Annotated in this window: 18 protein-coding genes, 10 tRNA genes, 3 rRNA genes and 1 other RNA gene; 1 reads left to right on the top strand and 31 read right to left on the bottom strand. The window is 47.2% G+C overall.

All coding sequences use genetic code 11. The features are described from left to right. Positions 1–27: 27 nt before the first annotated feature. The 28 genes from MKZ09_RS00730 to rpoE all read right to left on the bottom strand — a co-directional run bounded on the left by MKZ09_RS00730 (position 28) and on the right by rpoE (position 20,294). The gene (locus tag MKZ09_RS00730) at positions 28–1,122 is read right to left on the bottom strand and encodes a PucR family transcriptional regulator (RefSeq protein ID WP_036687042.1); all 1,095 of its coding nucleotides are present in this window, start codon (positions 1,120–1,122) and stop codon (positions 28–30) included. A 149-nt stretch (positions 1,123–1,271) separates the two neighbouring features. Beyond that, positions 1,272–1,344, bottom strand: a tRNA-Lys gene (locus MKZ09_RS00725). A gap of 5 nt (positions 1,345–1,349) precedes the next feature. Beyond that, positions 1,350–1,435, bottom strand: a tRNA-Tyr gene (locus tag MKZ09_RS00720). Positions 1,436–1,443: 8 nt separating this feature from the next. Further along, positions 1,444–1,516 (bottom strand) — tRNA-Phe (locus MKZ09_RS00715). 62 nt (positions 1,517–1,578) lie between these two features. Then, positions 1,579–1,656: transfer RNA gene (locus tag MKZ09_RS00710), tRNA-Asp, on the bottom strand. A gap of 14 nt (positions 1,657–1,670) precedes the next feature. After that, a tRNA-Thr gene (locus tag MKZ09_RS00705) sits at positions 1,671–1,746 on the bottom strand. A gap of 32 nt (positions 1,747–1,778) precedes the next feature. Continuing rightward, a tRNA-Val gene (locus MKZ09_RS00700) sits at positions 1,779–1,854 on the bottom strand. Between the two features lie 8 nt (positions 1,855–1,862). Further along, a tRNA-Met gene (locus MKZ09_RS00695) sits at positions 1,863–1,939 on the bottom strand. A gap of 30 nt (positions 1,940–1,969) precedes the next feature. Continuing rightward, positions 1,970–2,061 (bottom strand) — tRNA-Ser (locus tag MKZ09_RS00690). Positions 2,062–2,143: 82 nt separating this feature from the next. Next, positions 2,144–5,069 (bottom strand): 23S ribosomal RNA (locus tag MKZ09_RS00685). A 139-nt stretch (positions 5,070–5,208) separates the two neighbouring features. Continuing rightward, positions 5,209–5,284, bottom strand: a tRNA-Ala gene (locus MKZ09_RS00680). A 24-nt stretch (positions 5,285–5,308) separates the two neighbouring features. Next, a tRNA-Ile gene (locus MKZ09_RS00675) sits at positions 5,309–5,385 on the bottom strand. Between the two features lie 46 nt (positions 5,386–5,431). Further along, positions 5,432–5,548, bottom strand: a 5S ribosomal RNA gene (gene rrf, locus MKZ09_RS00670). A 124-nt stretch (positions 5,549–5,672) separates the two neighbouring features. Further along, a 16S ribosomal RNA gene (locus MKZ09_RS00665) occupies positions 5,673–7,230 on the bottom strand. The 16S, 23S and 5S rRNA genes sit together here with 10 tRNA genes alongside, the layout of an rRNA operon. A 302-nt stretch (positions 7,231–7,532) precedes the next feature. After that, positions 7,533–7,799, bottom strand: coding sequence for a pro-sigmaK processing inhibitor BofA family protein (locus tag MKZ09_RS00660; RefSeq protein ID WP_076138608.1), 267 nt, complete (start codon positions 7,797–7,799; stop codon positions 7,533–7,535). Positions 7,800–7,832: 33 nt separating this feature from the next. Beyond that, the gene (locus MKZ09_RS00655; RefSeq protein WP_036679920.1) at positions 7,833–8,084 is read right to left on the bottom strand and encodes a DUF2508 family protein; all 252 of its coding nucleotides are present in this window, start codon (positions 8,082–8,084) and stop codon (positions 7,833–7,835) included. A gap of 137 nt (positions 8,085–8,221) precedes the next feature. Then, a complete protein-coding gene (gene recR, locus MKZ09_RS00650; RefSeq protein ID WP_076138609.1) occupies positions 8,222–8,821 on the bottom strand; it encodes a recombination mediator RecR in 600 nt (199 codons plus the stop codon). A gap of 38 nt (positions 8,822–8,859) precedes the next feature. Continuing rightward, positions 8,860–9,171, bottom strand: a complete 312-nt coding sequence (locus tag MKZ09_RS00645; protein ID WP_036679924.1) for a YbaB/EbfC family nucleoid-associated protein — start codon at positions 9,169–9,171, stop codon at positions 8,860–8,862. A gap of 47 nt (positions 9,172–9,218) precedes the next feature. Further along, positions 9,219–10,988: a DNA polymerase III subunit gamma/tau gene (gene dnaX / locus MKZ09_RS00640; protein WP_036679925.1), complete on the bottom strand. Its 1,770-nt coding sequence runs from the start codon at positions 10,986–10,988 to the stop codon at positions 9,219–9,221. Positions 10,989–11,125: 137 nt separating this feature from the next. Then, positions 11,126–11,394: signal recognition particle sRNA large type (ffs, locus tag MKZ09_RS00635), an RNA gene on the bottom strand. 118 nt (positions 11,395–11,512) lie between these two features. Continuing rightward, positions 11,513–11,710, bottom strand: a complete 198-nt coding sequence (gene rpmE / locus MKZ09_RS00630; RefSeq protein WP_036679927.1) for a 50S ribosomal protein L31 — start codon at positions 11,708–11,710, stop codon at positions 11,513–11,515. Between the two features lie 121 nt (positions 11,711–11,831). Continuing rightward, complete coding sequence (locus tag MKZ09_RS00625; protein ID WP_038568079.1) at positions 11,832–13,109, bottom strand: radical SAM protein; 1,278 nt, start codon at positions 13,107–13,109, stop codon at positions 11,832–11,834. Positions 13,110–13,134: 25 nt separating this feature from the next. Continuing rightward, positions 13,135–14,487 carry a transcription termination factor Rho gene (gene rho, locus MKZ09_RS00620; RefSeq protein WP_076138611.1) on the bottom strand — a complete coding sequence of 451 codons (1,353 nt, stop codon included), beginning with the start codon at positions 14,485–14,487 and terminating at the stop codon, positions 13,135–13,137. A gap of 165 nt (positions 14,488–14,652) precedes the next feature. Then, positions 14,653–15,906: a UDP-N-acetylglucosamine 1-carboxyvinyltransferase gene (locus MKZ09_RS00615; RefSeq protein WP_036679932.1), complete on the bottom strand. Its 1,254-nt coding sequence runs from the start codon at positions 15,904–15,906 to the stop codon at positions 14,653–14,655. 188 nt (positions 15,907–16,094) lie between these two features. Beyond that, positions 16,095–16,949, bottom strand: coding sequence for a class II fructose-1,6-bisphosphate aldolase (gene fba / locus MKZ09_RS00610; protein WP_036679934.1), 855 nt, complete (start codon positions 16,947–16,949; stop codon positions 16,095–16,097). 206 nt (positions 16,950–17,155) lie between these two features. Then, positions 17,156–17,542: a response regulator gene (locus MKZ09_RS00605; RefSeq protein WP_036679935.1), complete on the bottom strand. Its 387-nt coding sequence runs from the start codon at positions 17,540–17,542 to the stop codon at positions 17,156–17,158. Between the two features lie 270 nt (positions 17,543–17,812). Continuing rightward, positions 17,813–19,420 carry a CTP synthase gene (locus MKZ09_RS00600; protein WP_076130377.1) on the bottom strand — a complete coding sequence of 536 codons (1,608 nt, stop codon included), beginning with the start codon at positions 19,418–19,420 and terminating at the stop codon, positions 17,813–17,815. Positions 19,421–19,745: 325 nt separating this feature from the next. Beyond that, entirely contained in the window at positions 19,746–20,294 is a 549-nt protein-coding gene (gene rpoE / locus MKZ09_RS00595) for a DNA-directed RNA polymerase subunit delta (RefSeq protein WP_036679939.1), read from the bottom strand. A 460-nt stretch (positions 20,295–20,754) separates the two neighbouring features. Here rpoE and MKZ09_RS00590 point away from each other — a divergent pair, with 460 nt between their 5' ends. After that, a complete protein-coding gene (locus tag MKZ09_RS00590; protein ID WP_038568071.1) occupies positions 20,755–21,921 on the top strand; it encodes a S8 family peptidase in 1,167 nt (388 codons plus the stop codon). A 127-nt stretch (positions 21,922–22,048) separates the two neighbouring features. Here the strand turns inward: MKZ09_RS00590 and argS are convergent, their stop codons facing one another. From argS to MKZ09_RS00575, 3 genes are all read right to left on the bottom strand, one after another. After that, positions 22,049–23,734, bottom strand: coding sequence for an arginine--tRNA ligase (gene argS, locus MKZ09_RS00585; protein ID WP_076138612.1), 1,686 nt, complete (start codon positions 23,732–23,734; stop codon positions 22,049–22,051). Further along, positions 23,731–24,174, bottom strand: a complete 444-nt coding sequence (locus tag MKZ09_RS00580; RefSeq protein WP_076138613.1) for a DUF1934 domain-containing protein — start codon at positions 24,172–24,174, stop codon at positions 23,731–23,733. The genes argS and MKZ09_RS00580 overlap by 4 nt, the downstream gene beginning before the upstream one ends. 446 nt (positions 24,175–24,620) lie before the next feature. Next, entirely contained in the window at positions 24,621–25,805 is a 1,185-nt protein-coding gene (locus tag MKZ09_RS00575; RefSeq protein ID WP_076208427.1) for a hypothetical protein, read from the bottom strand. Positions 25,806–25,962: the final 157 nt, after the last annotated feature.

Genomic DNA, 25,962 nt, shown 5'->3' with positions numbered 1-25,962 from the left:
TGGCTATTTGTAACGTTCACAAAAAACCTATTTCCTTTTCGTCACTTTATACAAAAGCATAGTAAGCTTCACAATAGCAGCGTCCCCAAAGCTACGCACATCGGCACCCGTCTCCTGCTTTATCTTGTCCAGACGGTATAAAAGCGTGTTGCGATGAATATATAGCTTCTTGGCTGTTTCACTTACATTACAATCCATCTCAAAAAACGTCTCCAGAGTCATCAGCATTTCTTTATCTGATAATACGGAAGAATAGTCGCCAATCTGTCCAAGTAACTGTTTACGCCGTGCATCAGGAATGCTGTTAACCAAACGTTCCAAATGCAGCTCCCAAGGTAAATGAATATATTCACCCACTTGGAAAATTCGTCCGAGTACAATAGTCTCTCTCAACAAGGCCACGGATCCCGTCAATCCCTTAACAGGAACGATAGCCGGAGCTACAGCCAAATGGAATACACCTACCCATTCGCTGGCTATCAGTTCGTGTAAGCCCATGCTTGTCTGAGCCAGAATTTCATCTACGCTCTCTTCTTCCTCATCCTTATCATCTCCGCCCGTGAGTAATTCCTTCCGGGCCAATATTAACCATTCTTTTTCTTGAAGAGGTATAAGCAGAATTTCATTCTCAAAATAGCTGCGCAACAGCTTCATTAAGGAACGATAAGTGATCTGCGGGCTATGTGCATTCTCACTGCTAAGTAGGAATGGAACCATATCTCCGAATAAACGTCCCTTTAGAGCCATCTCATCGGGTATCTCAGAGTCATTTTTCTCTTGCTCCAGTTCGGTGTTCAACCAGGTACCCAGCTGCCGAGCCTCCGCTTCCCCTTCTTCTCTAACCCCAGTAGCTTTTAGTGCAATTGCAAAGTTTCGAACCGCATAATTCACTAATTGTATTTCCAAAGAGTTAAGTCCATCCAATTCCACCCAGACAGCGGTTACACGTCCATCAGTCTCATATAATGGTGCCCAAAGATGACCCTCATGGATTACCGGCTGTTCTTGTGCTTCCAATCCCAGGCTAAAAAGAGAAGCTGAATGTTGCCTCCCTAACTGCTTGATTCCGGTTTTCTTTCCGGTGAGCTGCTCTAACTTTTTCCGCAATGTTTCGCTATCCATAGTCACCATACTCCACCACTTTTGCTCTTTTCGCCTATTTTAGCATATTCTCTAATATTATGTTAATCACTACAGCAGCGCACTACTATAATACGACATAAAAACACAAAAAAAGCCACCACCCTAAGGTGATGACTTTCTGTTTGGGATGAGCCATGAAGGACTCGAACCTTCGACACCCTGATTAAAAGTCAGGTGCTCTACCAACTGAGCTAATGGCTCATAAATGGTGGGGGATGATGGATTCGAACCACCGAACACGTACGTGAGCAGATTTACAGTCTGATGCGTTTGGCCACTTCGCTAATCCCCCAAAAAAGGTGGCTCGGGACGGAATCGAACCGCCGACACGAGGATTTTCAGTCCTCTGCTCTACCGACTGAGCTACCGAGCCATAAGATTACATGACAATTAAGCGGAAAAGTCTTACACTTCCCACTCATTTTGTGGAAAAAATGGCGGAACCGACGGGATTCGAACCCGCGGTCTCCTGCGTGACAGGCAGGCATGTTAGGCCAACTACACCACGGTTCCGCATTAAATAAAAATGGTGCCGGCGAGAGGACTTGAACCCCCAACCTACTGATTACAAGTCAGTTGCTCTACCAGTTGAGCTACACCGGCACGGTGTAAAAGCAATTCTAAAAAGATGAAAATGGTGGAGGCTGAGGGGATCGAACCCCCGACCCTCTGCTTGTAAGGCAGATGCTCTCCCAGCTGAGCTAAGCCTCCAGGTATTATGGTAGCGGCGAAGGGGATCGAACCCCCGACCTCACGGGTATGAACCGTACGCTCTAGCCAGCTGAGCTACACCGCCACAATAATTAGTATTGCTATGGATTGAAAATGGCGGAGAGAGTGGGATTCGAACCCACGCACCGCTTACGCAGTCTAACCCCTTAGCAGAGGGTCCCCTTATAGCCACTTGGGTATCTCTCCAAACGATATCAGTACCACAGCAATCCAAACAGGAATTTGACTCCCTGAAAACTGAATCCGAAACAAATCTGCATTTTAAGTATAGGATAAGCCCTCGACCGATTAGTATTGGTCAGCTCCATGCATTGCTGCACTTCCACCTCCAACCTATCTACCTCGTCGTCTTCAAGGGGTCTTACTAATTGGGAAATCTCATCTTGAGGGGGGCTTCACGCTTAGATGCTTTCAGCGCTTATCCCGTCCGTACGTAGCTACCCAGCCATGCTCCTGGCGGAACAACTGGTGCACCAGCGGTACGTCCATCCCGGTCCTCTCGTACTAAGGACAGCTCCTCTCAAATTTCCTGCGCCCACGACAGATAGGGACCGAACTGTCTCACGACGTTCTGAACCCAGCTCGCGTACCGCTTTAATGGGCGAACAGCCCAACCCTTGGGACCTACTTCAGCCCCAGGATGCGATGAGCCGACATCGAGGTGCCAAACCTCCCCGTCGATGTGGACTCTTGGGGGAGATAAGCCTGTTATCCCCAGGGTAGCTTTTATCCGTTGAGCGATGGCCCTTCCATGCGGTACCACCGGATCACTAAGTCCGACTTTCGTCCCTGCTCGACTTGTAGGTCTCGCAGTCAAGCTCCCTTATGCCTTTGCACTCTGCGAATGATTTCCAACCATTCTGAGGGAACCTTGGAACGCCTCCGTTACTCTTTAGGAGGCGACCGCCCCAGTCAAACTGCCCGCCTGACACGGTCCCCGTACCCGGTAAGGGCACTAGGTTAGAACCTAGATACGATCAGGGTGGTATCCCAACGGCGCCTCCACCGAAGCTTGCGCTCCGATTTCTACGGCTCCCACCTATCCTGTACAGATCGTACCCAAATTCAATATCAAGCTGCAGTAAAGCTCCATGGGGTCTTTCCGTCTTGTCGCGGGTAACCTGCATCTTCACAGGTATTAAAATTTCACCGGATCTCTCGTTGAGACAGCGCCCAAGTCGTTACGCCATTCGTGCGGGTCAGAATTTACCTGACAAGGAATTTCGCTACCTTAGGACCGTTATAGTTACGGCCGCCGTTTACTGGGGCTTCGGTTCATAGCTTCGGGTTACCCCTAACCACTCCCCTTAACCTTCCAGCACCGGGCAGGCGTCAGCCCGTATACTTCGCCTTGCGGCTTCGCACAGACCTGTGTTTTTGCTAAACAGTCGCTTGGGCCTTTTCACTGCGGCCCCCTCGTGCTATTCACACTACCGGGGCACCCCTTCTCCCGAAGTTACGGGGTCATTTTGCCGAGTTCCTTAACGAGAGTTCTTCCGCGCGCCTTAGAATTCTCTTCTCGCCTACCTGTGTCGGTTTGCGGTACGGGCACCTTCTCCTGGCTAGAGGCTTTTCTTGGCAGTGTGAGATCATGACCTTCGCTACTATAATTTTCGCTCCCCATCACAGCCCAGCCTTAACGATGTGCGGATTTGCCTACACACCAGCCTCACTGCTTAGACGGACATCCATCAGTCCGCGTCACTACCCTCCTGCGTCACCCCATCGCTCATAGCGGATTACGGTGGTACAGTAATTTCAAACTGTTGTCCTTCGACTACGCCTTTCGGCCTCGCCTTAGGTCCCGACTTACCCTGAGCGGACGAGCCTTCCTCAGGAAACCTTGGGCTTTCGGCGGATCAGATTCTCACTGATCTTTTCGTTACTCATACCGGCATTCTCACTTGTGTAGTGTCCAGCGCTCTTTTCAGTACACCTTCAACCCCTACACAACGCTCCCCTACCCCAGATGCAAAGCATCTAGCCATAGCTTCGGTGGTGTGTTTAGCCCCGTTACATTTTCGGCGCAGAGTCACTCGACCAGTGAGCTATTACGCACTCTTTCAATGGTGGCTGCTTCTAAGCCAACATCCTGGTTGTCTGTGCAACTCCACATCCTTTCCCACTTAACACACACTTGGGGACCTTAGCTGATGGTCTGGGCTGTTTCCCTTTTGACAATGGATCTTAGCACTCACTGTCTGACTCCCGGCAATAAGTATATGGCATTCGGAGTTTGACTGAGCTTGGTAATCCTTGCGGACCCCGCACCCAATCAGTGCTCTACCTCCACTACTCTTATACCGAGGCTAGCCCTAAAGCTATTTCGGGGAGAACCAGCTATCTCCGAGTTCGATTGGAATTTCTCCGCTACCCCCACCTCATCCCCGCACTTTTCAACGTACGTGGGTTCGGGCCTCCAGTGCGTGTTACCGCACCTTCACCCTGGACAGGGGTAGATCACACGGTTTCGGGTCTACGTCCACATACTAAGTCGCCCTATTCAGACTCGCTTTCGCTGCGGCTCCACCTTCTCGGCTTAACCTTGCATGTTAAACGTAACTCGCCGGTTCATTCTACAAAAGGCACGCCATCACCCATAGATCGGGCTCTGACTTTTTGTAAGCACACGGTTTCAGGTTCTATTTCACTCCCCTTCCGGGGTGCTTTTCACCTTTCCCTCACGGTACTGTTTCACTATCGGTCGCCAGGTAGTATTTAGCCTTAGCAGATGGTCCTGCTGGATTCATACGGGGTTTCACGTGCCCCGCACTACTCGGGATCCGTCTCGGAGAGAATACAGTTTAGGTTACAGGGCTTTTACCTCTATCGCGGGCCTTTCCAGACCTCTTCACCTACCATATTCCTTTGTAACTCCATGTGAGACGTCCCACAACCCCTAAGAGCAAGCTCTTAGGTTTAGGCTGTTCCGCGTTCGCTCGCCGCTACTGACGGAATCACTATTGTTTTCTCTTCCTCAGGGTACTTAGATGTTTCAGTTCCCCTGGTCTGCCTCTACATTTCCTATGTATTCAGAAATGAGTAACTGCGAATTACCACAGCTGGGTTTCCCCATTCGGACACCCCCGGATCAAAGCTTGCTTACAGCTCCCCGAGGCAGTTTCGTTGTTCGCCACGTCCTTCGTCGGCTCCTGGCGCCTAGGCATCCTCCGTGTGCTCTTATTAGCTTAACCTTGATTCTTCCGAAGAAAAATCTCACTAATAACATTTACTTGTTTGCACAAGTTGCTAAAAGATGTTCTAAAACGCAAATTCGTTTCGGTATCCAGTTTTCAAGGATCAAGTTGAAAAAGTTATTCATTTAAAAATTTATGGTGGAGCCAAGCGGGATCGAACCGCTGACCTCCTGCTTGCAAGGCAGGCGCTCTCCCAGCTGAGCTATGGCCCCATAAAATTACTCTATAATGTTATATGGTGGGCCTTGGTGGACTCGAACCACCGACCTCACCCTTATCAGAGGTGCGCTCTAACCAACTGAGCTAAAAGCCCATATAACATATATAACATTGTGAATCAACCAATGAATTGGTTGTCCGCTTGGCAACGTCCTACTCTCCCAGGACCCTTCGGTCCAAGTACCATCGGCGCTGGAGGGCTTAACGGTCGTGTTCGGGATGGGTACGTGTGGAACCCCTCCGCTATCGCCACCAAACGCATACGAAAGAGACTTGCTCTTTCAAAACTGAACACGAGTGAGTGTTCGAACCCGAAGGTTCTATTGTGGAAGCTGAGCTTCCGATTTGAATGTCCTCATTGCAGAGAACGATTCTCCATAGAAAGGAGGTGATCCAGCCGCACCTTCCGATACGGCTACCTTGTTACGACTTCACCCCAATCATCTACCCCACCTTCGGCGGCTGGCTCCCTTGCGGGTTACCCCACCGACTTCGGGTGTTGTAAACTCTCGTGGTGTGACGGGCGGTGTGTACAAGACCCGGGAACGTATTCACCGCGGCATGCTGATCCGCGATTACTAGCAATTCCGACTTCATGCAGGCGAGTTGCAGCCTGCAATCCGAACTGAGACCGGCTTTGATGGGATTGGCTCCACCTCGCGGCTTCGCTTCCCGTTGTACCGGCCATTGTAGTACGTGTGTAGCCCAGGTCATAAGGGGCATGATGATTTGACGTCATCCCCACCTTCCTCCGGTTTGTCACCGGCAGTCACTCTAGAGTGCCCAGCCTTACCTGCTGGCAACTAAAGTTAAGGGTTGCGCTCGTTGCGGGACTTAACCCAACATCTCACGACACGAGCTGACGACAACCATGCACCACCTGTCTCCTCTGTCCCGAAGGCCGCTGCTATCTCTAGCAGATTCAGAGGGATGTCAAGACCTGGTAAGGTTCTTCGCGTTGCTTCGAATTAAACCACATACTCCACTGCTTGTGCGGGTCCCCGTCAATTCCTTTGAGTTTCAGTCTTGCGACCGTACTCCCCAGGCGGAGTGCTTACTGTGTTAACTTCGGCACCAAGGGTATCGAAACCCCTAACACCTAGCACTCATCGTTTACGGCGTGGACTACCAGGGTATCTAATCCTGTTTGCTCCCCACGCTTTCGCGCCTCAGCGTCAGTTACAGCCCAGAAAGTCGCCTTCGCCACTGGTGTTCCTCCACATATCTACGCATTTCACCGCTACACGTGGAATTCCACTTTCCTCTTCTGTACTCAAGCCACCCAGTTTCCAGTGCGACCTCAGGTTGAGCCCAAGGTTTAAACACCAGACTTAAATAGCCGCCTGCGCGCGCTTTACGCCCAATAATTCCGGACAACGCTTGCCCCCTACGTATTACCGCGGCTGCTGGCACGTAGTTAGCCGGGGCTTTCTTCTCAGGTACCGTCACTCCGGTAGCAGTTACTCTACCGGACGTTCTTCCCTGGCAACAGAGCTTTACGATCCGAAAACCTTCATCACTCACGCGGCGTTGCTCCGTCAGGCTTTCGCCCATTGCGGAAGATTCCCTACTGCTGCCTCCCGTAGGAGTCTGGGCCGTGTCTCAGTCCCAGTGTGGCCGTTCACCCTCTCAGGTCGGCTACGCATCGTCGCCTTGGTGGGCCGTTACCCCACCAACTAGCTAATGCGCCGCAGGCCCATCCCTCAGTGACAGATTGCTCCGTCTTTCATTCTTCTCTCAGGAGAAAAAAGAAATTATCCGGTATTAGCTACCGTTTCCGGTAGTTATCCCAGTCTGAAGGGCAGGTTGCCTACGTGTTACTCACCCGTCCGCCGCTAAGTTATTTTGAAAGCAAGCTTTCAAAATAACTCCGCTCGACTTGCATGTATTAGGCACGCCGCCAGCGTTCGTCCTGAGCCAGGATCAAACTCTCCAATTAGTATTGAAAAGAGCGATATGCTCATTTTGAAACATCTGACAAGAAAATTAATTCTCTAACTTTGGATATCACTTACGTGATTTCCTACTCACTCGTTGTTCAGTTTTCAAAGATCAATGTCTCATCTTTCGTCGTCGTTGCTTGTCAGCAGCGACCTTTATAATATATCACAGCGCCTTTGTTTTCGTCAAGCTTTTTTTTAATTTCTTTTTTTGCTTGACCATTTCAGCAAGTTGTTAATCAACAGCTTGTCCAAACGGGCGAGACTTAATGTATCATATTTTTCAAAGCCACGTCAAGCATTAAAATAAAATTATTCTTAATCCGAGCAACATAACCACGCCAGGAAGCCCAAGAACCGTTACTGCGCCTATAGTTGCAGGGTTCAAAGGGATATACACCTGCGTGAGCAAACCTGAGAAGTTCACTACATATATCCCAAGTGCAGCCAATACCAAATGAACCCCAAATAAACTTAGCCACCCAAAACCCAGCTTTTTTCTAAATACAACTAAACCTAATAAGATAACGGATAATATCAATACGCCCATAGCTACCATTCTAAGCATGTAGATCCCCCTTATACAATTATTTACAAGCCCTTAAATTTGACTGCTGTTCAACCCTAAGCTTTTTGCATGTTTGAGATGTATCTGATATTTACGTTCTGCCGCCTCCAAAATATATATCGCGTAATCTATCTGATCCTGTCCCAACGCCTCGTCGAACATCAGGTAAGCCCTCTCCCACTCTGAATGCGCCTTACGGACCTCTAAGAGGGTTTCCCACCCCTCACTTTCCTTTTTGCCTTGTTCCTTATCCACTCCCCGCCACAGCTCTCTCCACCATCCCATTTCAATTCCTCCTCAGAATAATTTTGATGCAAAATACACATCTCGTTATTCTCATTCATATCGGGATAGGGACAAACTTAGAACAAAAAAAAGGAAACCCGAGGGCTTCCTTTTTGAAAAATACCACTATAGAGCTGCTAGAATAGCTCGCGACGGCCTTCCAACGCTTTGGACAAGGTAACTTCATCAGCGTATTCAAGATCGCCACCTACAGGCAAGCCATGAGCTATCCTGGTGATTTTAATCTCAAACGGCCGAACAAGACGAGAAATATACATCGCCGTTGCTTCCCCCTCAATGTTGGGGTTAGTCGCCATAATAAGCTCGCTTACTCTCTCATCACTCAGACGGGTCAATAATTCTTTCAAGCGAATATCATCAGGGCCGATACCTTCCATAGGTGAAATAGCGCCCTGAAGAACATGGTAATATCCATTAAACTCCTTGGTTCGTTCTATAGCCACCAAATCCTTGGAGTCTTGAATCACACATATCACTGAAGGATCTCTAGTTTTGTCCTGACATATTCTACATGGGTCCGTATCCGTAATATTACAGCAGACCGAGCAATAGTGAAGATTGCGTTTGACGCTTACTAGCGCTTTTGCAAAATCAATAACTTCATCCTCTTTCATGTTAAGCACATGAAAAGCTAACCGGGCGGCTGTCTTCGGTCCAATCCCGGGCAAACGCGTAAAAGCATCGATCAGCTTAGCTAGCGGTTCGGGATAATACAAATTAATAATTCTCCTTTAGACTGAAGTGGAGTGGGCTATTAGAACAAGCCTGGGATCTTCATTCCACCAGTGAATTTACCCATGTCATTGTTAGCAAGCTCTTCAGCTTGAGTCAATGCATCATTTACAGCAGTGATTACAAGATCTTGCAGCATTTCAACATCTTCCGGATCAACGGCTTCCGGTTTAATTTGAATAGACAGCAATTTTTTGTGGCCGTTTACTTGGACAGTAACTACACCGCCACCTGACGAACCCTCAATAACCTTGCCTCCGAGTTCCTCTTGAGCTTTAAGCATTTGCTCCTGCATTTTCTTAACTTGCTTCATCATTTGGTTCATATTATTCATACATCGTCTCTCCTTTGGGATGCGCAATTAGCGCTAGTATGTTTATATTACTCTTTTATGACAACAAGGTCTTCTCCAAAAAGCTGGATAGCCTCATCAATCCAAGGTTCAGGTTTAGCTTCTGCAGTATCATGTTCATGCTCCAATTGTAGTTCTTCTTTGCCAGTCTGTCCCACAGACTTCTGGGCAGCTTCATTCCAGTCACGAAGCATCATGGTTACAAGCCTATAAGGTTTGCCTAGACGCGCTGCAAGCACACTCTCAATAACCTGTCTGTTTGCCGGCTTCTCCGTAGTATCGCGGTGAATCGTGTTCTTGAATGCAACAAGCACCGCATCCTCCATAATCGATACTGGCTCACCGTCTACAAACCATGCATGAACCGTTACCTTTTCCTCTTTCACTCCCTGCAGGACAAGGCTCCACTGTTTATAGATAGCTGCAAAATCGGGACTATCTTTACCAGCAATAAACTTATCTACGTTAGGAGGCATTTTTGAGGCTGAAGAAACCCGCGGTGTTGGAACCGCGTGCGATTTCGGTGCAGGAGCACCATCACGCCCTCCTCCGGAAATGCCACCGGATTGCATTGCCTGTTCCAGCTTCTTCTCCAGTGCTGCGATCTGTCTTTTGAGAAGATCCAGTTCACCAGAGTCAACGCTTGAATTATTCGCGCCTACGCCGGCATTTGTTTCGCCTAACGGAGCAAATGCGGCGCTCTGGCTTACCTCTTGCTGCAAGCTGCATAGCTTCATCAGCGCCACTTCAAACAGTGTCTGAGGATGTGTTGCGTATTTCATTTCACCTAGGTATTTATTGATTGTATCTACAATCTGAAATAGACGCTCCCGAGAAAATGCGGTGGCCATATCTTTAAATTCTGCAGGATTCAGCACCCGCTCTGTTAATTGATCGGCCTCGGGTACCATCTTAATCATCAATAAATCACGGAAATAATACATGAGATTCTCTAGGCATTTATCCGCACTTTTACCTTCATGCATAAGCTGCTCAACAAGCTCCAGAAGAAGACCCATATCACCTTCCAATATCGCAGTAGCAAGACGGGCAAATTGCTCGGAGGGAATTCCTCCTGTCATTCCTAACACTTGCTCGTACGTAACGTTACCATCTGTAAAGGATGAAATCTGATCCAGCAAGCTCAATGCATCACGCATACCACCATCAGATAGACGGGCAATATACTGCAATGCGTTGTTATCCGCTGTAATCCCTTCCTTCTCACAAATAGCAGTCAGATGGGCGGTCTGTTCTTCTAACGCCACTCTACGGAAGTCAAAACGCTGACAACGGGAAATTATTGTCGCTGGCAATTTGTGAGGTTCCGTTGTCGCAAGAATAAACATCGCATGTGACGGCGGTTCCTCCAACGTCTTTAATAGAGCATTAAAAGCTTCTGTAGTCAGCATATGCACTTCATCAATGATATACACTTTACGGCGCACCTCGGTAGGTGCATACTTCACCTTTTCACGCAGATCACGAATCTCCTCTACGCCCCGGTTTGATGCCGCATCTATTTCCTGCACATCCATTACATTACCCGCAGCGATTCGCAGGCAGGATGGACATTCGTTACAAGGTTCCGGACCTGGCCCACGTTCACAGTTAACCGCTTTAGCTAAGACTTTAGCAGCACTTGTCTTACCAGTTCCCCGCGGACCGCTGAACAGATAGGCATGCGAAACCCGCTGTTCACGAATTGCGTTCTGCAGCGTTTGGATAATGTGCTGTTGTCCAACCATGTCTTGAAACGACTGCGGCCGCCAAGCACGGTACAGCGCGATATGTTCCACTATGCATTACCCTCTCTTAAGCTGCCGCTTTCCCGGCATTTGTCGCAAATTTATTATACTATATTCATCGGCTATTGACCAAAAACAAAAAGCATCTTTGCTTGTGGCAAAGATGCTATGATAAACAGAATTATAAACCGTGCACCTGTTATTGATGGCTACGATCCAAGCGGCAACCCTACATGACTGCTCGAGTTAGGCCACCCTCCGGCACAAGAGTAATCTTACTTATGGCTGCTTCCTTCCGGACCTGACCAGGTTCATAAGCACTCATTGCGGAGGACCCAACTGTCAACACAGCCCGTAGGAACCAAGGCCTCACATCGATAGCACCTCTAACAGGAATTCAACCTCGCTACAGCGGATTGCGAGTTACAGGGCACCGCTACCTCCCCGTCTAGCACGGCGAAGATAAGTATAGCTCACGCTCGGACAAAAATCAACTCCAAGACATAAAATGAGCCCCTCAGCTATACAGCTGGGGGGCTCAATCTAACCGTTAAGCCGCAAAGCGACTGTTCAAATTAGATACCATATTTCTTCTTAAATTTATCAACGCGACCGCCGGCATCCAAGAACTTCTGCTTGCCAGTGAAGAACGGATGGCAGTTGGAGCAAATTTCGACACGAAGCTCTTGTTTAACAGAGCCAGCTTCGAAAGTGTTGCCACATGCGCAGGTTACCTTAGTTACATTATACTTTGGTTGAATTGCTTCTTGCATTTTGAATTTCACCTCTCATGCCCTAAGCCTCATGCGGACCCAGAGTTATATGATTACACTGTGGTATTTTAGCACGAAATATCGAATTGGGCAATATGTTTCATTTTTACATTTTAGCTGCTTAAATATTGATTCCCCGCCGTTTAGCCCGCGCCATATCTGCTGGCGGCACATGTGTATAAGAGCCTATAACTACATCCGGCAGTTCATCGCGGAAAATATCAAGCATCGTCTTCATCCCAAGGATTTCACCCTGGGCAGGTGGAATCAACTCTAAATAACTCTCCGGGTCGATGTTTAGATTGCGCATCTGAATAAGCTTCAGATCAGTACGTCTTACAAACTCCAGCATCGCTTCAATCTCTTCTTCACGATCAGTCACACCAGGGAAGATCAGATAATTGATCGATGTGTAAACCCCCTGCGAAGCAGCGTATTTCAAAGATTTCTCTACATTAGCCAATGTATAACCGCGTGGTTTGTAATAAGCATTATAATGGTCATCAAGGGCACTGATTGTGCTGACACGCATCAAATCGAGCCCAGCATCAACGATTCCTCGCATATGATCGCTTAATCCCGCATTGGTGTTGATATTGATATAGCCCATATCAGTAATCGAGCGCACTTCACGAATAGCTTCTATAATAAGTTTTGCCTGCGTGGAAGGTTCCCCTTCACAGCCTTGTCCAAAGCTGATAATCGATTCAGGCGTCTTTAAATGCTCCAGCATAACTTGTGAAATTTCGTTGACCGTAGGCCGGAAATTCATCCGAGTCTGCGGAGATACAAAGCCGCTATCATCAGGTTGCTCAGAAATACAGCCAAAACATCCAGCATTACATGAATAAGAGACGGGTACACCGCCCTCCCAACGCCCTAAAAAGGTATTGGAGGAAGTCAGGCATTCATAACCAAGCGCACAGTTAGAAAGATGTTCATAGAGGCGGTTATCAGGATATTTGGCTGTCATCTCACCAACGCTGACTTCAAGATCTTCCTTGTCACAATTAAGTGGATTCCATTTCTCCGGATTATCGGTAGGGTCTGCCGCAACATAGAACCCGCCATCCTTCCACACTACAGCCGAATACCCAAACAGAGGAAGCTTATAAGACTTATCTGTCTTCACATAACCAGGAAGACATAGACGAGTGTAGCCTTGCGGCAGCAGCGCTCCGACAGCCTGCGAGCCTTCCGGCAAAGACATCATTTCACCCGTCTCAGGATTCATACCCACAGCACGTGTACTAGGCAAGCCCACGAGCGTAGCACCTTCTGGTAATGGAATTAATTCTTCCTCCAGCATTTCAACAATCATATCCCCACTACGGGCTAGCCCGTACAGTTCGGGATGATCATATACGTTTCCTTGCCCGTCGGCATATACCAAATACATGTTAGTCTCCTCTTATTATCAATTCTCAAGTTGTAGGTACTGAAGGTGTCTTCGCTCGAGTGGTACGACGAGCAGCTGTACCACTGTTGGAGGTGCCCCCGTTACTTGCAGTCCCGTTTGGTGTTGTTTTTGCCCCAGTAACGTCAAAGGATGCCAAGAACTCAGCATTAGTCTTCGTATCACGCAGCTTTTTGATGAATCCCTCCACAAAATCGTAGGACTCGTTCATATTTTTGCGAATCGCCCAAATCGTATCCAGTTCTTCTTTGCTCAAGAGCACTTCTTCGCGACGTGTACCTGAACGACGAATATCGATAGCTGGGAATATCCGGCGTTCCGCCAATTTGCGGTCCAAATGAAGCTCCATGTTACCGGTACCCTTAAATTCTTCATATATAATATCATCCATACGCGAGCCAGTATCTATTAATGCTGTTGCCAAAATAGTTAATGAGCCGCCTTCTTCCACATTCCGTGCAGAACCAAAAAACCGCTTCGGCCGGTGAAAAGCCGCCGGGTCAATCCCCCCGCTTAGTGTACGTCCAGATGGTGGAACCACCAGATTATAAGCACGCGCCAGACGCGTAATGCTATCCAAAAGAATAACTACATCCTTCTTGTGCTCAACTAAACGAAGTGCCCTTTGCAACACAAGCTCAGCCACTTTAATATGATTCTCTGGAAGCTCATCAAACGTCGATGCAACCACTTCGCCTTTTACAGAACGCTGCATATCGGTTACTTCTTCAGGACGTTCATCAATCAGCAATACAAAGAGCTCAATCTCAGGATTATTAGTGGAAATACTATTGGCAATTTCTTTTAAGAGGAGCGTTTTTCCTGCTTTTGGAGGTGCTACAATCAAACCCCGCTGCCCCAAACCTACAGGAGCGAGCAAATCCATTATTCGGGTAGACAAATGAGTAGGGGATGTTTCAAGCGGTAGCTTGTCTTGCGGATAAAGTGGTGTTAATGCTGGAAAATGAAGACGCTCCGCTGCACTAGCAGGGTTCTCGCCATTAACGGCATTGACTTGAAGCAGGCCAAAATATCGTTCATTTTCTTTTGGTGTCCGACATTTACCAGACACAAGATCTCCGCTTCTGAGATCAAACTTACGAATTTGTGAAGCTGAGATGTAAATATCTTCAGCACTGGGCAAATAGTTAATCGGCCTAAGAAATCCATAGCCCTCAGGCAAAATTTCTAGTACGCCTTCCATAAACATGAGACCGCTCTGCTCTGCCTGTGCCCGAAGGATCGCAAAGATCAGTTCCCGTTTCTTCAGCTGTCCGTAATAAGGAATCTGGTATTTCTTGGCCAGCTTATATAACTCGGTCAGCTTCATTTCTTCCAGATCGGAAATTTGAAGATCCATGTAATAACCACCTATTCAATTTTTAAATGAGTTCTTCCTAGTCTATCTACTAGGCAAAAAATATGATTCTATTAAAATGCTCATTAGGTTAGTATTACCCCAAATGGAAGGAAATATGCGGTTTGGCCGCAAATTAATACTCCTTCCAAGCGGGATATCCTAATATTATTCATTCTCACGCCAAACATGAGCACCAAGTTGCCGAAGGTTGCTCACTAAATTATCATAACCACGATCAATATACTCTACGCCGGTCACTTCAGTAATACCATCCTCTACTGTTAACCCGGCAATGACAAGGGCTGCACCCGCACGCAGATCAGCCGCCTTTACTTTTGCAGCATTAAGTTTACTGCCCTCAATAATTGCAGATCGGCCTTCAACACGAATCTTTGCGCCCATTCTTACCAACTCTGGCACATGCTTAAAGCGGTTGCTATAGACGAAATCGCTAAGCACACTAACCCCTTCTGCCTGTGTCAGCATACTCGTCATAGGAGATTGTAAATCTGTAGGAAATCCAGGATAGGTCAGTGCTTTAACATCTGCATGTTCATAATTAGCTCTACCTATAACTCGGATACTTTCATCAAGCTCTTCAATATCCACGCCCATCTCTAAAAGCTTGGCTGTTAAGGCTTCCAAGTGCTTAGGAATAACATTATCTATCAACACATTACCACGCGTAGCCGCAGCGGCAATCATATAAGTTCCTGCTTGAATCCGATCGGGAATAATGGAATGACGGCAACCGTGCATTTCCGAGACCCCTTCGATCCGGATGGTTTCTGTACCAGCGCCTTTAATAACAGCGCCCATAGAGTTCAATAGGGTAGCTACATCTATAATCTCAGGCTCTTTAGCCGCATTTTCAATAATTGTAGAGCCTTTGGCTCGTGAAGCCGCCAGCATGATGTTTATAGTGGCACCTACGCTTGATACGTCCAGATAAATCTTCGCACCGCGTAGCTCTTTTGCATATAAGTGGATAGAACCATGTTCGTTGGTAACTGTTGCTCCTAAAGCCTCGAATCCCTTGATATGTTGATCAATTGGACGAGGTTCAAAATTACAGCCACCAGGAAGACCTATTGTCGCTTCTTTGAATCTTCCAAGCAGAGCTCCCATCATATAATACGAAGCTCTAAGTTTCTTAACCGGCCCATTGGGCATTGGAATAGATACAATACGTGAAGGGTCAATTCTCATCTGATTGCCTGACCAGGATACATTAGCGCCAAGCTCTTGCAAGATTTCGGAGTATACGGCTACATCACTAAGGGACGGTAAATTATCCAGAACAACTTCAGATTCGGCCAAAATTGCCGCAGGAATAAGCGCGATGGCACTATTCTTTGCTCCACTGATGGTTACAACGCCCTCTAGCGGACGTCCACCGCCAATCATTAATTTTTCCATAGATTTATCAATTTCCCCCTACGTGTATTGCAGCTGGGTGGGCAATACGTGCTGTGGACTTTTAGTGATGAAAATGGAAAGACACCGGCTAAGCGGTGTGCTTTCCTCATCAAACTATTCAACTGGACAGAGTAATAGCCCTATCCTTTAACAAATTGCTTGTCCACCTGAGGCGGAAGCTACAATGATTAGGCTTTGTTGTTGGATCCAAATTCGCGAATTTTACCAATAACGGTTTCTTTGATTGCATCGCGACCTGGTGCGATGAATGTACGTGGATCGTAAGCATCAGGTTTAGCAGCTAGAACTTCGCGAACCACTTTTGCGAACACGATTTGATTCTCAGTGTTCACGTTGATTTTGGAAGTACCCAGGGAGATGGCTTTCTTGATGTCATGTTCAGGAATACCTGTACCACCATGAAGAACCATTGGGATGTTAGTAGCGTCACGGATTTCTTCCATCTCTTTGAATCCGAGGTTAGGCTCGCCATGGTAAGGTCCATGAACGGAACCAAGTGCAGGAGCCAGGGTGTCGATACCTGTTTCTTTCACAATACGTACGCACTCATCAAGCTTAGCATACATGATGCCGCCGATAACGTCGTCTTCTTGTCCACCAACAGTACCTACTTCAGCTTCTACAGAAACGCCTTTAGCGTGAGCATATTCAACGACTTTTTTAGTCATATCGATGTTCTCATCGATTGGGTGATGGGAACCGTCGATCATTACGGATGTAAATCCAGCATCGATTGCTGCTTTACATTTATCAAAGCTAGATCCATGGTCAAGGTGGATAGCTACAGGAACAGTGATATTCATGTCAATAATTAGACCTTCAACCATCTTAACAACAGTAGTGAAGCCGCCCATGTGGCGTGCTGCGCCTTCAGATACACCAAGGATTACTGGTGATTTTTCTTGTTCAGCGGCACCAAGAATAGCTTGAGTCCACTCCAAGTTGTTAATGTTGTACTGACCTACTGCATATTTTCCTTCAAGTGCTTTGTTCAACATGTCTGTCATAGATACTAATGGCATGGTTTCATCCTCCTAAGAATGTTGGTTGGCTATGTTTTTAAACCGACATCACATACAGGCTTATTATAGCACATCCTGTGTCAAATACTAAATAGGGTAAACAAAAAAATGTCCCGGTGGGACGATTTTTATCCAGCCTATATAGCAATTAGACTCATCCTCTTCGGGGTCCCACGCGAAATAGGACCGATACAGAAATCACCGCTCTAACTGCATTGATCCACAGACTTGTTATGAAGATGCATGTTTACCGCTACGCGCATTTCGTCTATGTCGAACGGCTTTGTAAAATGCATTAACGCCCCTAGCTTGGTCGCCTCCTTAATCATGTCCAATTCACCATAGGCCGTCATCATAATGACCTTAATGGACGGATTGATCTCCTTTAGATGCTTCAGAATCTCGAGTCCATCCATTCCCGGTATTTTCATATCGAGTAAGACCAAATCGGGTGACTCGCTGCGAACAATGTCTAATGCCAATTTTCCGTTAGCCGCTTGAAATGTTGTATATCCCTCACTATTGAACACTTCCATAAGAAGAATCCGGATCCCATTCTGATCATCGACAATTAATACTTTCTTCTTTTCCATACGATACCCTCCCAGAAATTAAGGCAGATTGACTATACCGCGCTCTCCACAGCGACCGGCCCCTTTAGAAACTACTCCATACGAAACCTATTATTCGTGCTTTACTGTCCAAATCCTGCTAATTGGATAAAATGGGTAAATAAAGAGTCTAAAATGAAATAAATGTCAGTTACAATATTTCTATTAAAGGGTAATACAAAAAGAGAGCCTTCGGATGAAGGCTCTCTTCGACTATTTAAGAACCGAAGGTTCTTTCTGTCTGTGTATAAATTATTGCTGCTCGGAATGCGTCAAAGAGGCTTTGACAAATTCACGGAATAGCGGTTGCGGACGGTTCGGACGTGAAGTGAATTCCGGGTGGAATTGAACCGAGAGGAACCACGGATGCTCTGGAAGCTCTACGATCTCAACTAGACGGCCATCCGGAGAAGTTCCGGAAATAACCAGTCCTGCTTTTTCAATTTCATCACGGTAAGCATTGTTGAACTCATACCGGTGACGGTGACGCTCATATACCAGTTCATCATCATAGCAAGACATTGCCAGAGAGTCCGGAATAATCTTACAAGGATACAATCCAAGACGCATAGTGCCGCCCATATCTTCAATATCTTTTTGCTCAGGAAGCAAATCAATCAATGGATATTGTGTATTTGGATCGATTTCGGAGCTGTTTGCACCTTGTAGTCCAAGAACAGAACGGCCATATTCAATTACAGAAACCTGCATTCCAAGGCAAATTCCAAAGAAAGGTATCAATTGCTCACGGGCATAACGAATAGCGGAGATTTTACCTTCGATTCCCCGATCACCGAAACCACCAGGAACAAGAATACCGCCAATACCACGCAGCATTTCGTCCACGTTCTCATCCGTAATTTCCTCTGCATTCACCCAGCGGATCTTAACTTCTGCATTCGCAGCAAAACCTGCGTGTGAAAGTGATTCAACAACGCTCAAATAAGCGTCATGCAGTGCTACGTACTTACCTACAATTGCGATTTCTACTGTCTTCTCTAATTTCTGAATCCGGCTAAGCATACTTTCCCATTCGCGCATATCTGGCGCAGGTGTTGTAAGCTTCAAATGATTAACAACAATCTCGTCCAATCCTTCATCACGAAGGTTCAATGGAACTTCATATAACGTCGAGGCATCGCGGCATTCCACAACAGCATTAGCATCAATATCGCAAAAGAGTGCGATTTTGGCTTTCATATCTGCGGAAAGCTCATATTCCGTACGGCACACGATGACATTCGGTTGAATACCGATACTGCGCAGCTCTTTAACGCTATGCTGTGTCGGCTTCGTCTTCACTTCTCCAGCAGCCTTGATATAAGGAATCAAGGTTACGTGGATATACATCACATTTTCCCGGCCAATATCACTCTTGATTTGACGAATCGCTTCCAGGAACGGAAGACTTTCAATATCCCCTACAGTACCGCCGATCTCTGTGATAACAACATCAGAGTTGGTCTCGCGGCCCGCGCGGAACACGCGTTCTTTGATCTCATTCGTAATATGCGGGATAACTTGTACAGTTCCACCCAAGTACTCTCCACGACGTTCCTTGCTGATTACGGATGAGTAGATCTTCCCTGTCGTTACATTGCTGTTCTTCGACAGATTGATATCAATAAACCGTTCATAGTGCCCAAGGTCAAGGTCAGTCTCTGCACCGTCATCCGTTACGAAGACTTCTCCGTGCTGGTAAGGGCTCATTGTTCCAGGGTCTACGTTAAGATACGGATCAAATTTCTGAATCGTTACCTTTAGACCTCTGTTCTTGAGCAGCCTGCCCAGCGAAGCGGCGGTAATGCCTTTACCCAGGGAAGACACAACGCCACCCGTTACAAAAATATACTTTGTCACTGTAAAACCCTCCTAAATAAAGTCCAAACATAAAAGCGGCACATGGTGTTTATCGTAACCCGTTTTACTATCATCAAAACAGGGGAAATCAAAAGTTCAATTCACCGGGGAAAACATAAACCGTCATCCCTCAAATTCCATTAATCTACAGCTACTTTGCATCTAAAAAAACAAAAAAGTGACACCCGTAGAACCGGGGCACTTTTTATTTTAGAAAACACGTTTATTAACTTACATGATAAGCCCATGCAATAGTTTACTCTGACGATCCCCCACTGTCAAGGGAGGAATTATGCCACAGACAAGACTCTTCTGATTATTGATCTTACTTGTCATCCTCGGAATCTTCATCGTCGCCATCTTCTGCATCGTCTTCGTCCGTATCGTCTTCGTCTATGTCATCTTCATCGATCACGACATCTTCGTCGACTTCTTCTTCGCTGTCGTCGTCAGAATAGAGGTCGTCGCGATCTTCATCGATAGCGTCGAAATCCTCTTCTTCAGCTGTGTAGTTTTCTTCTTCATCAGCAAAATCGTCATCTTCCAAATCATCGTCTTCATCGTTGATGATGCGCACCCGTTTAGTGTTACCAACCGGATCATCGGAGCGCTCAAGAGGATACCAGCGTTTCAGTCCCCAAAGGTTGGTTCCGACACAGGCAAAACGCCCGTCAATGTTAATCTCGGTATATAACTGGGCAATAGTATCTTGGCTTTCTTGATCGGTCATGCCGCGTAACTTGGCTACCTCGACCATCAGATCACGGTAATAATACGGTGTATTGGCTGCTTTAAGCACCAGAAAGGCAAGATCCACCATTGGCATTTCTTTAACTTTCTCAGGGTCTAGCTTTAAATTGAGTGGCGTACTCACTAAAGGACACTTCCTCTCACGCATTGTTCACATTACGGTTTATTTCAATAATATCCATTAACAAAACTAAGTAAAACCTATTTAACAACAAAATGCAAGTCAAATGCAAGAACCGCCCAACAGAAAAAGCCTCCTGCTTATTATCCATACAGGAAACCTGTCTTCATCAAGAAGAGTTGATATGTAATTGTAGCAAGGGTCGCCGCACCCAAAGTTTTTAGAAATGGGATTTAAAAAGGCGGAGGAAGACCTCCGCGCATGACTGTATCCACGCCAAGGATCGGCTCCTTACGGGATGTTACAAAGAGAGTTTTAATCTCTTCTGTTTATTTTATGTAAAGCGCCGTCTTTTGACACGCTGGGCAGCCCATTTCCTTAAAAAAGGGCAAGTTCCCATTCGGACCCCTCCCTCCGCTCATACAATATGGCAGCAGGGCACCGAGGAGGGACAGCGAAACCTATGGACTATTACAAATTTTGGAACATGCTTCTTGAAGAAATATCGGTTGCCCCCAAAAATGGTGAGCGGCGTATTCTTACCTTCAACGATCCCCGCCAGTATGCCGGAGCTTTCTCCCAATGGAAGGCTCTAAAAGCAAAGCAGCCCGAGCTGCGGCAAGTACAGGTATCTCCGCTGATTCGGGCCTTCTTCGTGCCCGCTGCCGCCGGAAAGCTGATGAACCGATTTGCAGACCTTCTAAATGTCGAAGACGATCTGCAAATCCAAATCCATTCCATAGCTAACGAAAAAAGCGGAATCGCAGCGCTCCCTTGGGGGGTGAAAGCAATTCATGCTCCTCAGGCATGGTCTAAATCAACCGGAGTTCACGTCAAAATCGGCGTCATTGACACCGGCGCGGATTACCGTCATCCCGATCTGAAGCATTCCTTAGCCTCTGGAGTCAACCTGCTACACCGCGGGATGCTGCCGCTGGATGATAACGGGCATGGAACTCATATCGCCGGAACCTTAGCGGCAGCAGGGGGAAATCGCGGAATGATGGGAGTGGCGCCGCGAGCGCTGCTATATCCAGTCAAGGCCTTTGATCATAGTGGATCAGCCTATGTATCCGATATTGTGCTAGGTATTGATTGGTGTGTGCAGAACCGAATCGACGTCATTAATATGAGCTTTGGAATGAAGACTAGAAGCAAGGCGCTCCACAATGTGGTTATAAAAGCGTATCGGGCCGGAATCGCCGTCATTGCCTCCTCTGGGAATGACGGCAAACGTGGCGGGGACTATCCCGCACGTTATCCCGAGACGATAGCCGTGGGCGCCATCGATAAAAGACACCGGGTTGCCGGCTTCAGCAATCGAGGTTCATATATCGATGTATACGCGCCCGGCGAAGGCGTGCCCTCCTGCTGGCTGAAGGAGGGCTACAAAGAAATGAGCGGCACCTCCATGGCGACCTCGCATGTCACGGGAGCCGCCGCACTGCTGCTCGCACTGCGACCGGGCCTCACGCCAAGGGAGCTGAAGCTGCTCTTGCGCCGCACCGCATCCCCGGTGCGGCTACGTAAGGGGCAGCGCCGCGCATCCCTAGGCGGCGGCTCTGCCGATGCCCTACGCCTGCTGAGAGCAGGAGTAAGGGCGAAGCGTTCGGTCTCCGCGAACGTGTAGACCCCTCCCGGGCACCGGGTGGGTCACTCTGACGTGAGCGCAGCTGATGCCGGTGCGAAGAACGGCAGCAAAGAAAAATCCGCCCCCAGGAAACCGGAAGGCGGATTTTTTGTCGTTTGCTGTTGATTTACATGCGATCCGGTGCAGAAACTCCGACAAGACGCAGTACATTGGCAATAGTAGTACGTGTTGCACCAAGCAGTGCAAGACGCGCCACGGTTTGAGCAGCGTCCTCAGTAATTACACGTTCAGCTTTGTAATAACTGTGGAACATCGCAGCCAGCTCATATACATAACGGATGAGGCGATGTGGAGCATAACCTTCAGCCGCAACAGCGATTTCTGCCGGGAGCTCGCCAATTTTGCGCAGCAGGTCATATTCATGCACTGCTGTCAGCTTGGAGAAGTCAATTTCAGCGTAATCAGGGATAGAAATCCCTTGCTCCTCTGCCTGACGGAAAATACTGCAAATACGCGCATGCGCATATTGAACATAGAATACAGGATTTTCATTAGAAGTAGAGATCGCCAAATCCATATCGAAATCAAGATGAGAATCCATGCTACGCATGGTGAAGAAATAACGAATGGCATCGATTCCTACTTCCTCCATCAAATCTTCCATCGTAACCGCTTTGCCGGTACGTTTGGACATTTTGACCTTTTCACCATTCTGGAACAGGCTGACCATCTGAGCAATCAGAACCACTAGCTTCTCAGGATCATTACCAAGTGCTGACATTGCCGCCTTCATCCGCGGAATATAACCATGGTGATCAGCGCCCCAAATGTTAATCATTTTATCGTAACCGCGGCCATACTTATCGCTGTGATAAGCAATATCCGGGGTAAGGTAGGTATATGTGCCATCATTTTTGATCAAGACACGGTCTTTATCATCGCCGTATTTTGTCGTTTGCAGCCAGGTTGCCCCATCTTGCTCGTACACTTCTCCACGATCACGGAGCTCGTCCAGCGAGCGCAGTACTTCTCCGTTCTCATACAGCGAGGTTTCACTGAACCAGATATCGAAGTTTACACGGAAAAGACCTAGATCACGTTTGATTTTATCCAACTCTTTATTAAGTCCATAGGTCCGGAAAAAAGCAGCGCGCTCACTAGGGCTCATCTCGAGCAAGGTATCGCCCTTTTCTGCCACAAGCTCCTTCGCAAAACCCTTAATATCCTCACCATGGTAACCGTCTTCCGGCATTTCTGCCTCTTGACCCAGCTCCTGAAGGTATCTGGTTTCAATGGATTTACACAGATTAGCCACTTGGTTACCGGCATCATTAATATAATATTCCCGGGTCACTTCATAACCTGCATAATCAAGCACATTACACAGCGCATCACCGACAGCAGCACCACGGGCATGCCCTAAATGTAGGCTACCTGTTGGATTGGCACTGACGAACTCCATTTCAACCTTCTGACCTTGACCCAGATTAATACGGCCATAGTCATCCCCTTGCTCAGCAACAAGGCTGATGATTGGGTACAAGTAGTTCTTAGACAGGGTAAAGTTAATAAAGCCTGGTCCTGCAATCTCCGCTTTCTCAATAGAAGCTCGGCTCGTATCCAAATTCTCAATAATAGCTTCCGCAATCTGGCGTGGATTACGTTTAGCAATTTTGGTCAGCTGCATAGCAGCGTTCGTAGCCAAATCACCATGCGCCTTATCTCTTGGTACTTCAAGTACAATATCCGGAACCTCTTCCGGTGCAACCAGCCCAGCATTCACAATCGCATCGGCGATGGCTTCTTTTACCCGTTCATTTACAAGCTCTAACGGATTCTTACTATGTGTCATAATTTCGGTTCCTCCTGTATATGCAAACTAATAGCGAACTTTCCTGTCAATTCCTCGTAGACGTACAAATCATATTCCCAGGCAACCGTTAAAGAACGCCCTTCGCGCACAACTTCCAGCTTGTTCGTTTCCGTAGAAAGATTGAACTGCGTATATGGCGAGCGATAGAATCCTGGCAGACGCCGTCCAGCTTCAAAGCTCTGCTCCGACTGAATCCCGCCATGGCGGATTAGCTTCAGTTGATTGCCTGCAATCTTTATCGTTGTACGAACAGAAACTTCCTCTCCGCGAGGACCCTGCTCTAATTCTTCATATTGAATATATAGATGCGGTCCTTTGGATGTTACTTCTCCATTCGCTTTCATAACATTTCGCTGACCATCTTGAAGGCTCACGAGCGTAATAGAGACATCATATTTGTCAGACTGTATTTCAGGCATCACACGTTCCTCCATTCTGCAAGCCTCTGCATTCTGCATAAGAAAAACGTCTAATGACAAAGCTTAAACATTTTTATATTAATCAAAGGCCTATTTCGCTTTCCCATTGTACACTATAATCCAGTTCAAAGAAGCATTTCAATACAGAATCAAGCATATCTTCATAAGCACATAAAATATTACCATATTGATGATTAAAAGCACACTTTGAACGTCCATTCTCTATGTATATCATTTACTTCGATAACATTTGCACCTACCAAGCACCTATCGGACATAGATGACCCTAAGCGCAGTATGAGTCCGAAACCCTATCCCAAAGGCCGGAAATTTGCAAATAAAAAATACAGAGCAGCGATTCTCCAAGTTTCCGGAAAATCGCTGCTCTGCTGTCTATTTGCGATTTTTGCAATACATCGGACCCTTATATTTTTTATTGAAAAGAATTATTGGGTCATCACTTTCAAAGAAAACCTGCGTTCCCATGAAGCTCCGCCATCTTTGGTCGCATACAAGGAAGAGTAATCAAGCTCACGGATGGCGAGCCAGCCCTCTTTATTACTAGTGAAGGAGATTACCCCGTCATAACCAGCGAGCGCGGGAAGATTAGTCCATTGCTTACCACCGTTATAAGAGCGTCCAACTGCCACTTTCTCTGCTGCTGGGGAAAACCCCACTAAAAAGGATGTGCTGTTTCCTACAAGCTGCAGGTTCCCGGGTTTGCCGGCGGCTGGCCCTTTATTGAATTCAGCCTTGCCGCTGCCTGGCGCAGGTCCGCCGCCCGCAGTTTCCTGAGCGATCACACGATTCCAACTTTTCCCCCTGTTCGCACTTTCATATAGCGAGTAGGAGGTCTGACTCATCCCCGTACCGCCATAGAGCACTACAGCGACCTGATCTCCCTTAGCGGAGATTTGTCCAAACTCGGGCTCGGCAAAAGCCGCCTTCAGTGAAAGGCTCCAAGTTCCCCCTCCATTTGTGGTCTTCATTACCCGATAGCCGCTTCCCGGCACGATTACAACCGCCCAGCCAGTATTCCGGTCACTAAAATAAGCGCCTCGTGTATTGGGTGGGGTGGAAATCTTACTCCAGCTCTGTCCCCCGTCTTTAGTGTAATACGTTGCAGCTCTCTCATAAGCAAAACCTTTCTTACTATCGATAAAATTTATTCTTTCAAAGCTGACGGCTTTGTTCGAAAGTCTCTTCCACTCCGAGCCACCGTTAGAGGTACCGATTAAATATTGAGCCTGCCCTTCCTCTACAGAAGCAAGAGCAAAGCCATGTACATTATCGGGAAAATCGAATTGTTTGAAGCTCCATTGGCCTTGATAGATCTCTTGAAAATGGCAACCTCCGTCAGAGGTACCAATCATAAATCCATTACCTGCTGCCCGTCCGGTATTCCCATTTAAAAACTGAACATCAGAAAAGCTAAGCGGTGTCGATACATCGCCTGAATGCTTGTTTTGCAGGGCCTGTAGCAAGCCGTGATCTCCCGTGCCGCAAGTCGCTGGTGCTGGTGCAGCCGCAGCATGTACAGAAGTTACAGGTGCACTCCAGCCTGAAACCATAATAAGCGTCGCCGAGAGGGCGGTTATTGTCGTCTTATAAATCCTTTTCGTCCATTTCATGATGACACCTCCTAATATGTATATACCCTTACTCACAATCTCTACTCTGTTATACCGCCAGAGAGAATACCCTATCTACCTTAAACAATCACAAAATAGAAACAATTTGTTACCCTCCATATCCCTAATGAATATCCTTCCAGATCCTTCCCCATAA

Origin of the sequence: Paenibacillus sp. FSL R5-0908 (assembly GCF_038006245.1) — a bacterium.
In the GTDB taxonomy this organism is placed as follows: Bacteria; Bacillota; Bacilli; order Paenibacillales; family Paenibacillaceae; genus Paenibacillus_AQ; species Paenibacillus_AQ odorifer.
The sequence above is the reverse complement of the archived record's forward strand: the minus strand, read 5'-3'. Positions and strand labels throughout refer to the sequence as shown.

Excerpts from the sequence above, each read along its gene's own strand:
- argS (WP_076138612.1), bottom strand. The coding sequence starts at position 23,734 with ATGACACATAGTAAGAATCCGTTAGAGCTTGTAAATGAACGGGTAAAA.
- MKZ09_RS00575 (WP_076208427.1), bottom strand. The coding sequence starts at position 25,805 with ATGAAATGGACGAAAAGGATTTATAAGACGACAATAACCGCCCTCTCG.
- MKZ09_RS00645 (WP_036679924.1), bottom strand. The coding sequence starts at position 9,171 with ATGAATAATATGAACCAAATGATGAAGCAAGTTAAGAAAATGCAGGAG.
- MKZ09_RS00625 (WP_038568079.1), bottom strand. The coding sequence starts at position 13,109 with ATGTATTTGGTATATGCCGACGGGCAAGGAAACGTATATGATCATCCC.
- MKZ09_RS00730 (WP_036687042.1), bottom strand. The coding sequence starts at position 1,122 with ATGGATAGCGAAACATTGCGGAAAAAGTTAGAGCAGCTCACCGGAAAG.
- MKZ09_RS00615 (WP_036679932.1), bottom strand. The coding sequence starts at position 15,906 with ATGGAAAAATTAATGATTGGCGGTGGACGTCCGCTAGAGGGCGTTGTA.
- fba (WP_036679934.1), bottom strand. The coding sequence starts at position 16,949 with ATGCCATTAGTATCTATGACAGACATGTTGAACAAAGCACTTGAAGGA.
- MKZ09_RS00605 (WP_036679935.1), bottom strand. The coding sequence starts at position 17,542 with ATGGAAAAGAAGAAAGTATTAATTGTCGATGATCAGAATGGGATCCGG.
- MKZ09_RS00580 (WP_076138613.1), bottom strand. The coding sequence starts at position 24,174 with ATGCCTGAAATACAGTCTGACAAATATGATGTCTCTATTACGCTCGTG.
- rpmE (WP_036679927.1), bottom strand. The coding sequence starts at position 11,710 with ATGCAAGAAGCAATTCAACCAAAGTATAATGTAACTAAGGTAACCTGC.
- MKZ09_RS00660 (WP_076138608.1), bottom strand. The coding sequence starts at position 7,799 with ATGCTTAGAATGGTAGCTATGGGCGTATTGATATTATCCGTTATCTTA.
- MKZ09_RS00655 (WP_036679920.1), bottom strand. The coding sequence starts at position 8,084 with ATGGGATGGTGGAGAGAGCTGTGGCGGGGAGTGGATAAGGAACAAGGC.
- rho (WP_076138611.1), bottom strand. The coding sequence starts at position 14,487 with ATGGATCTTCAAATTTCCGATCTGGAAGAAATGAAGCTGACCGAGTTA.
- MKZ09_RS00590 (WP_038568071.1), top strand. The coding sequence starts at position 20,755 with ATGGACTATTACAAATTTTGGAACATGCTTCTTGAAGAAATATCGGTT.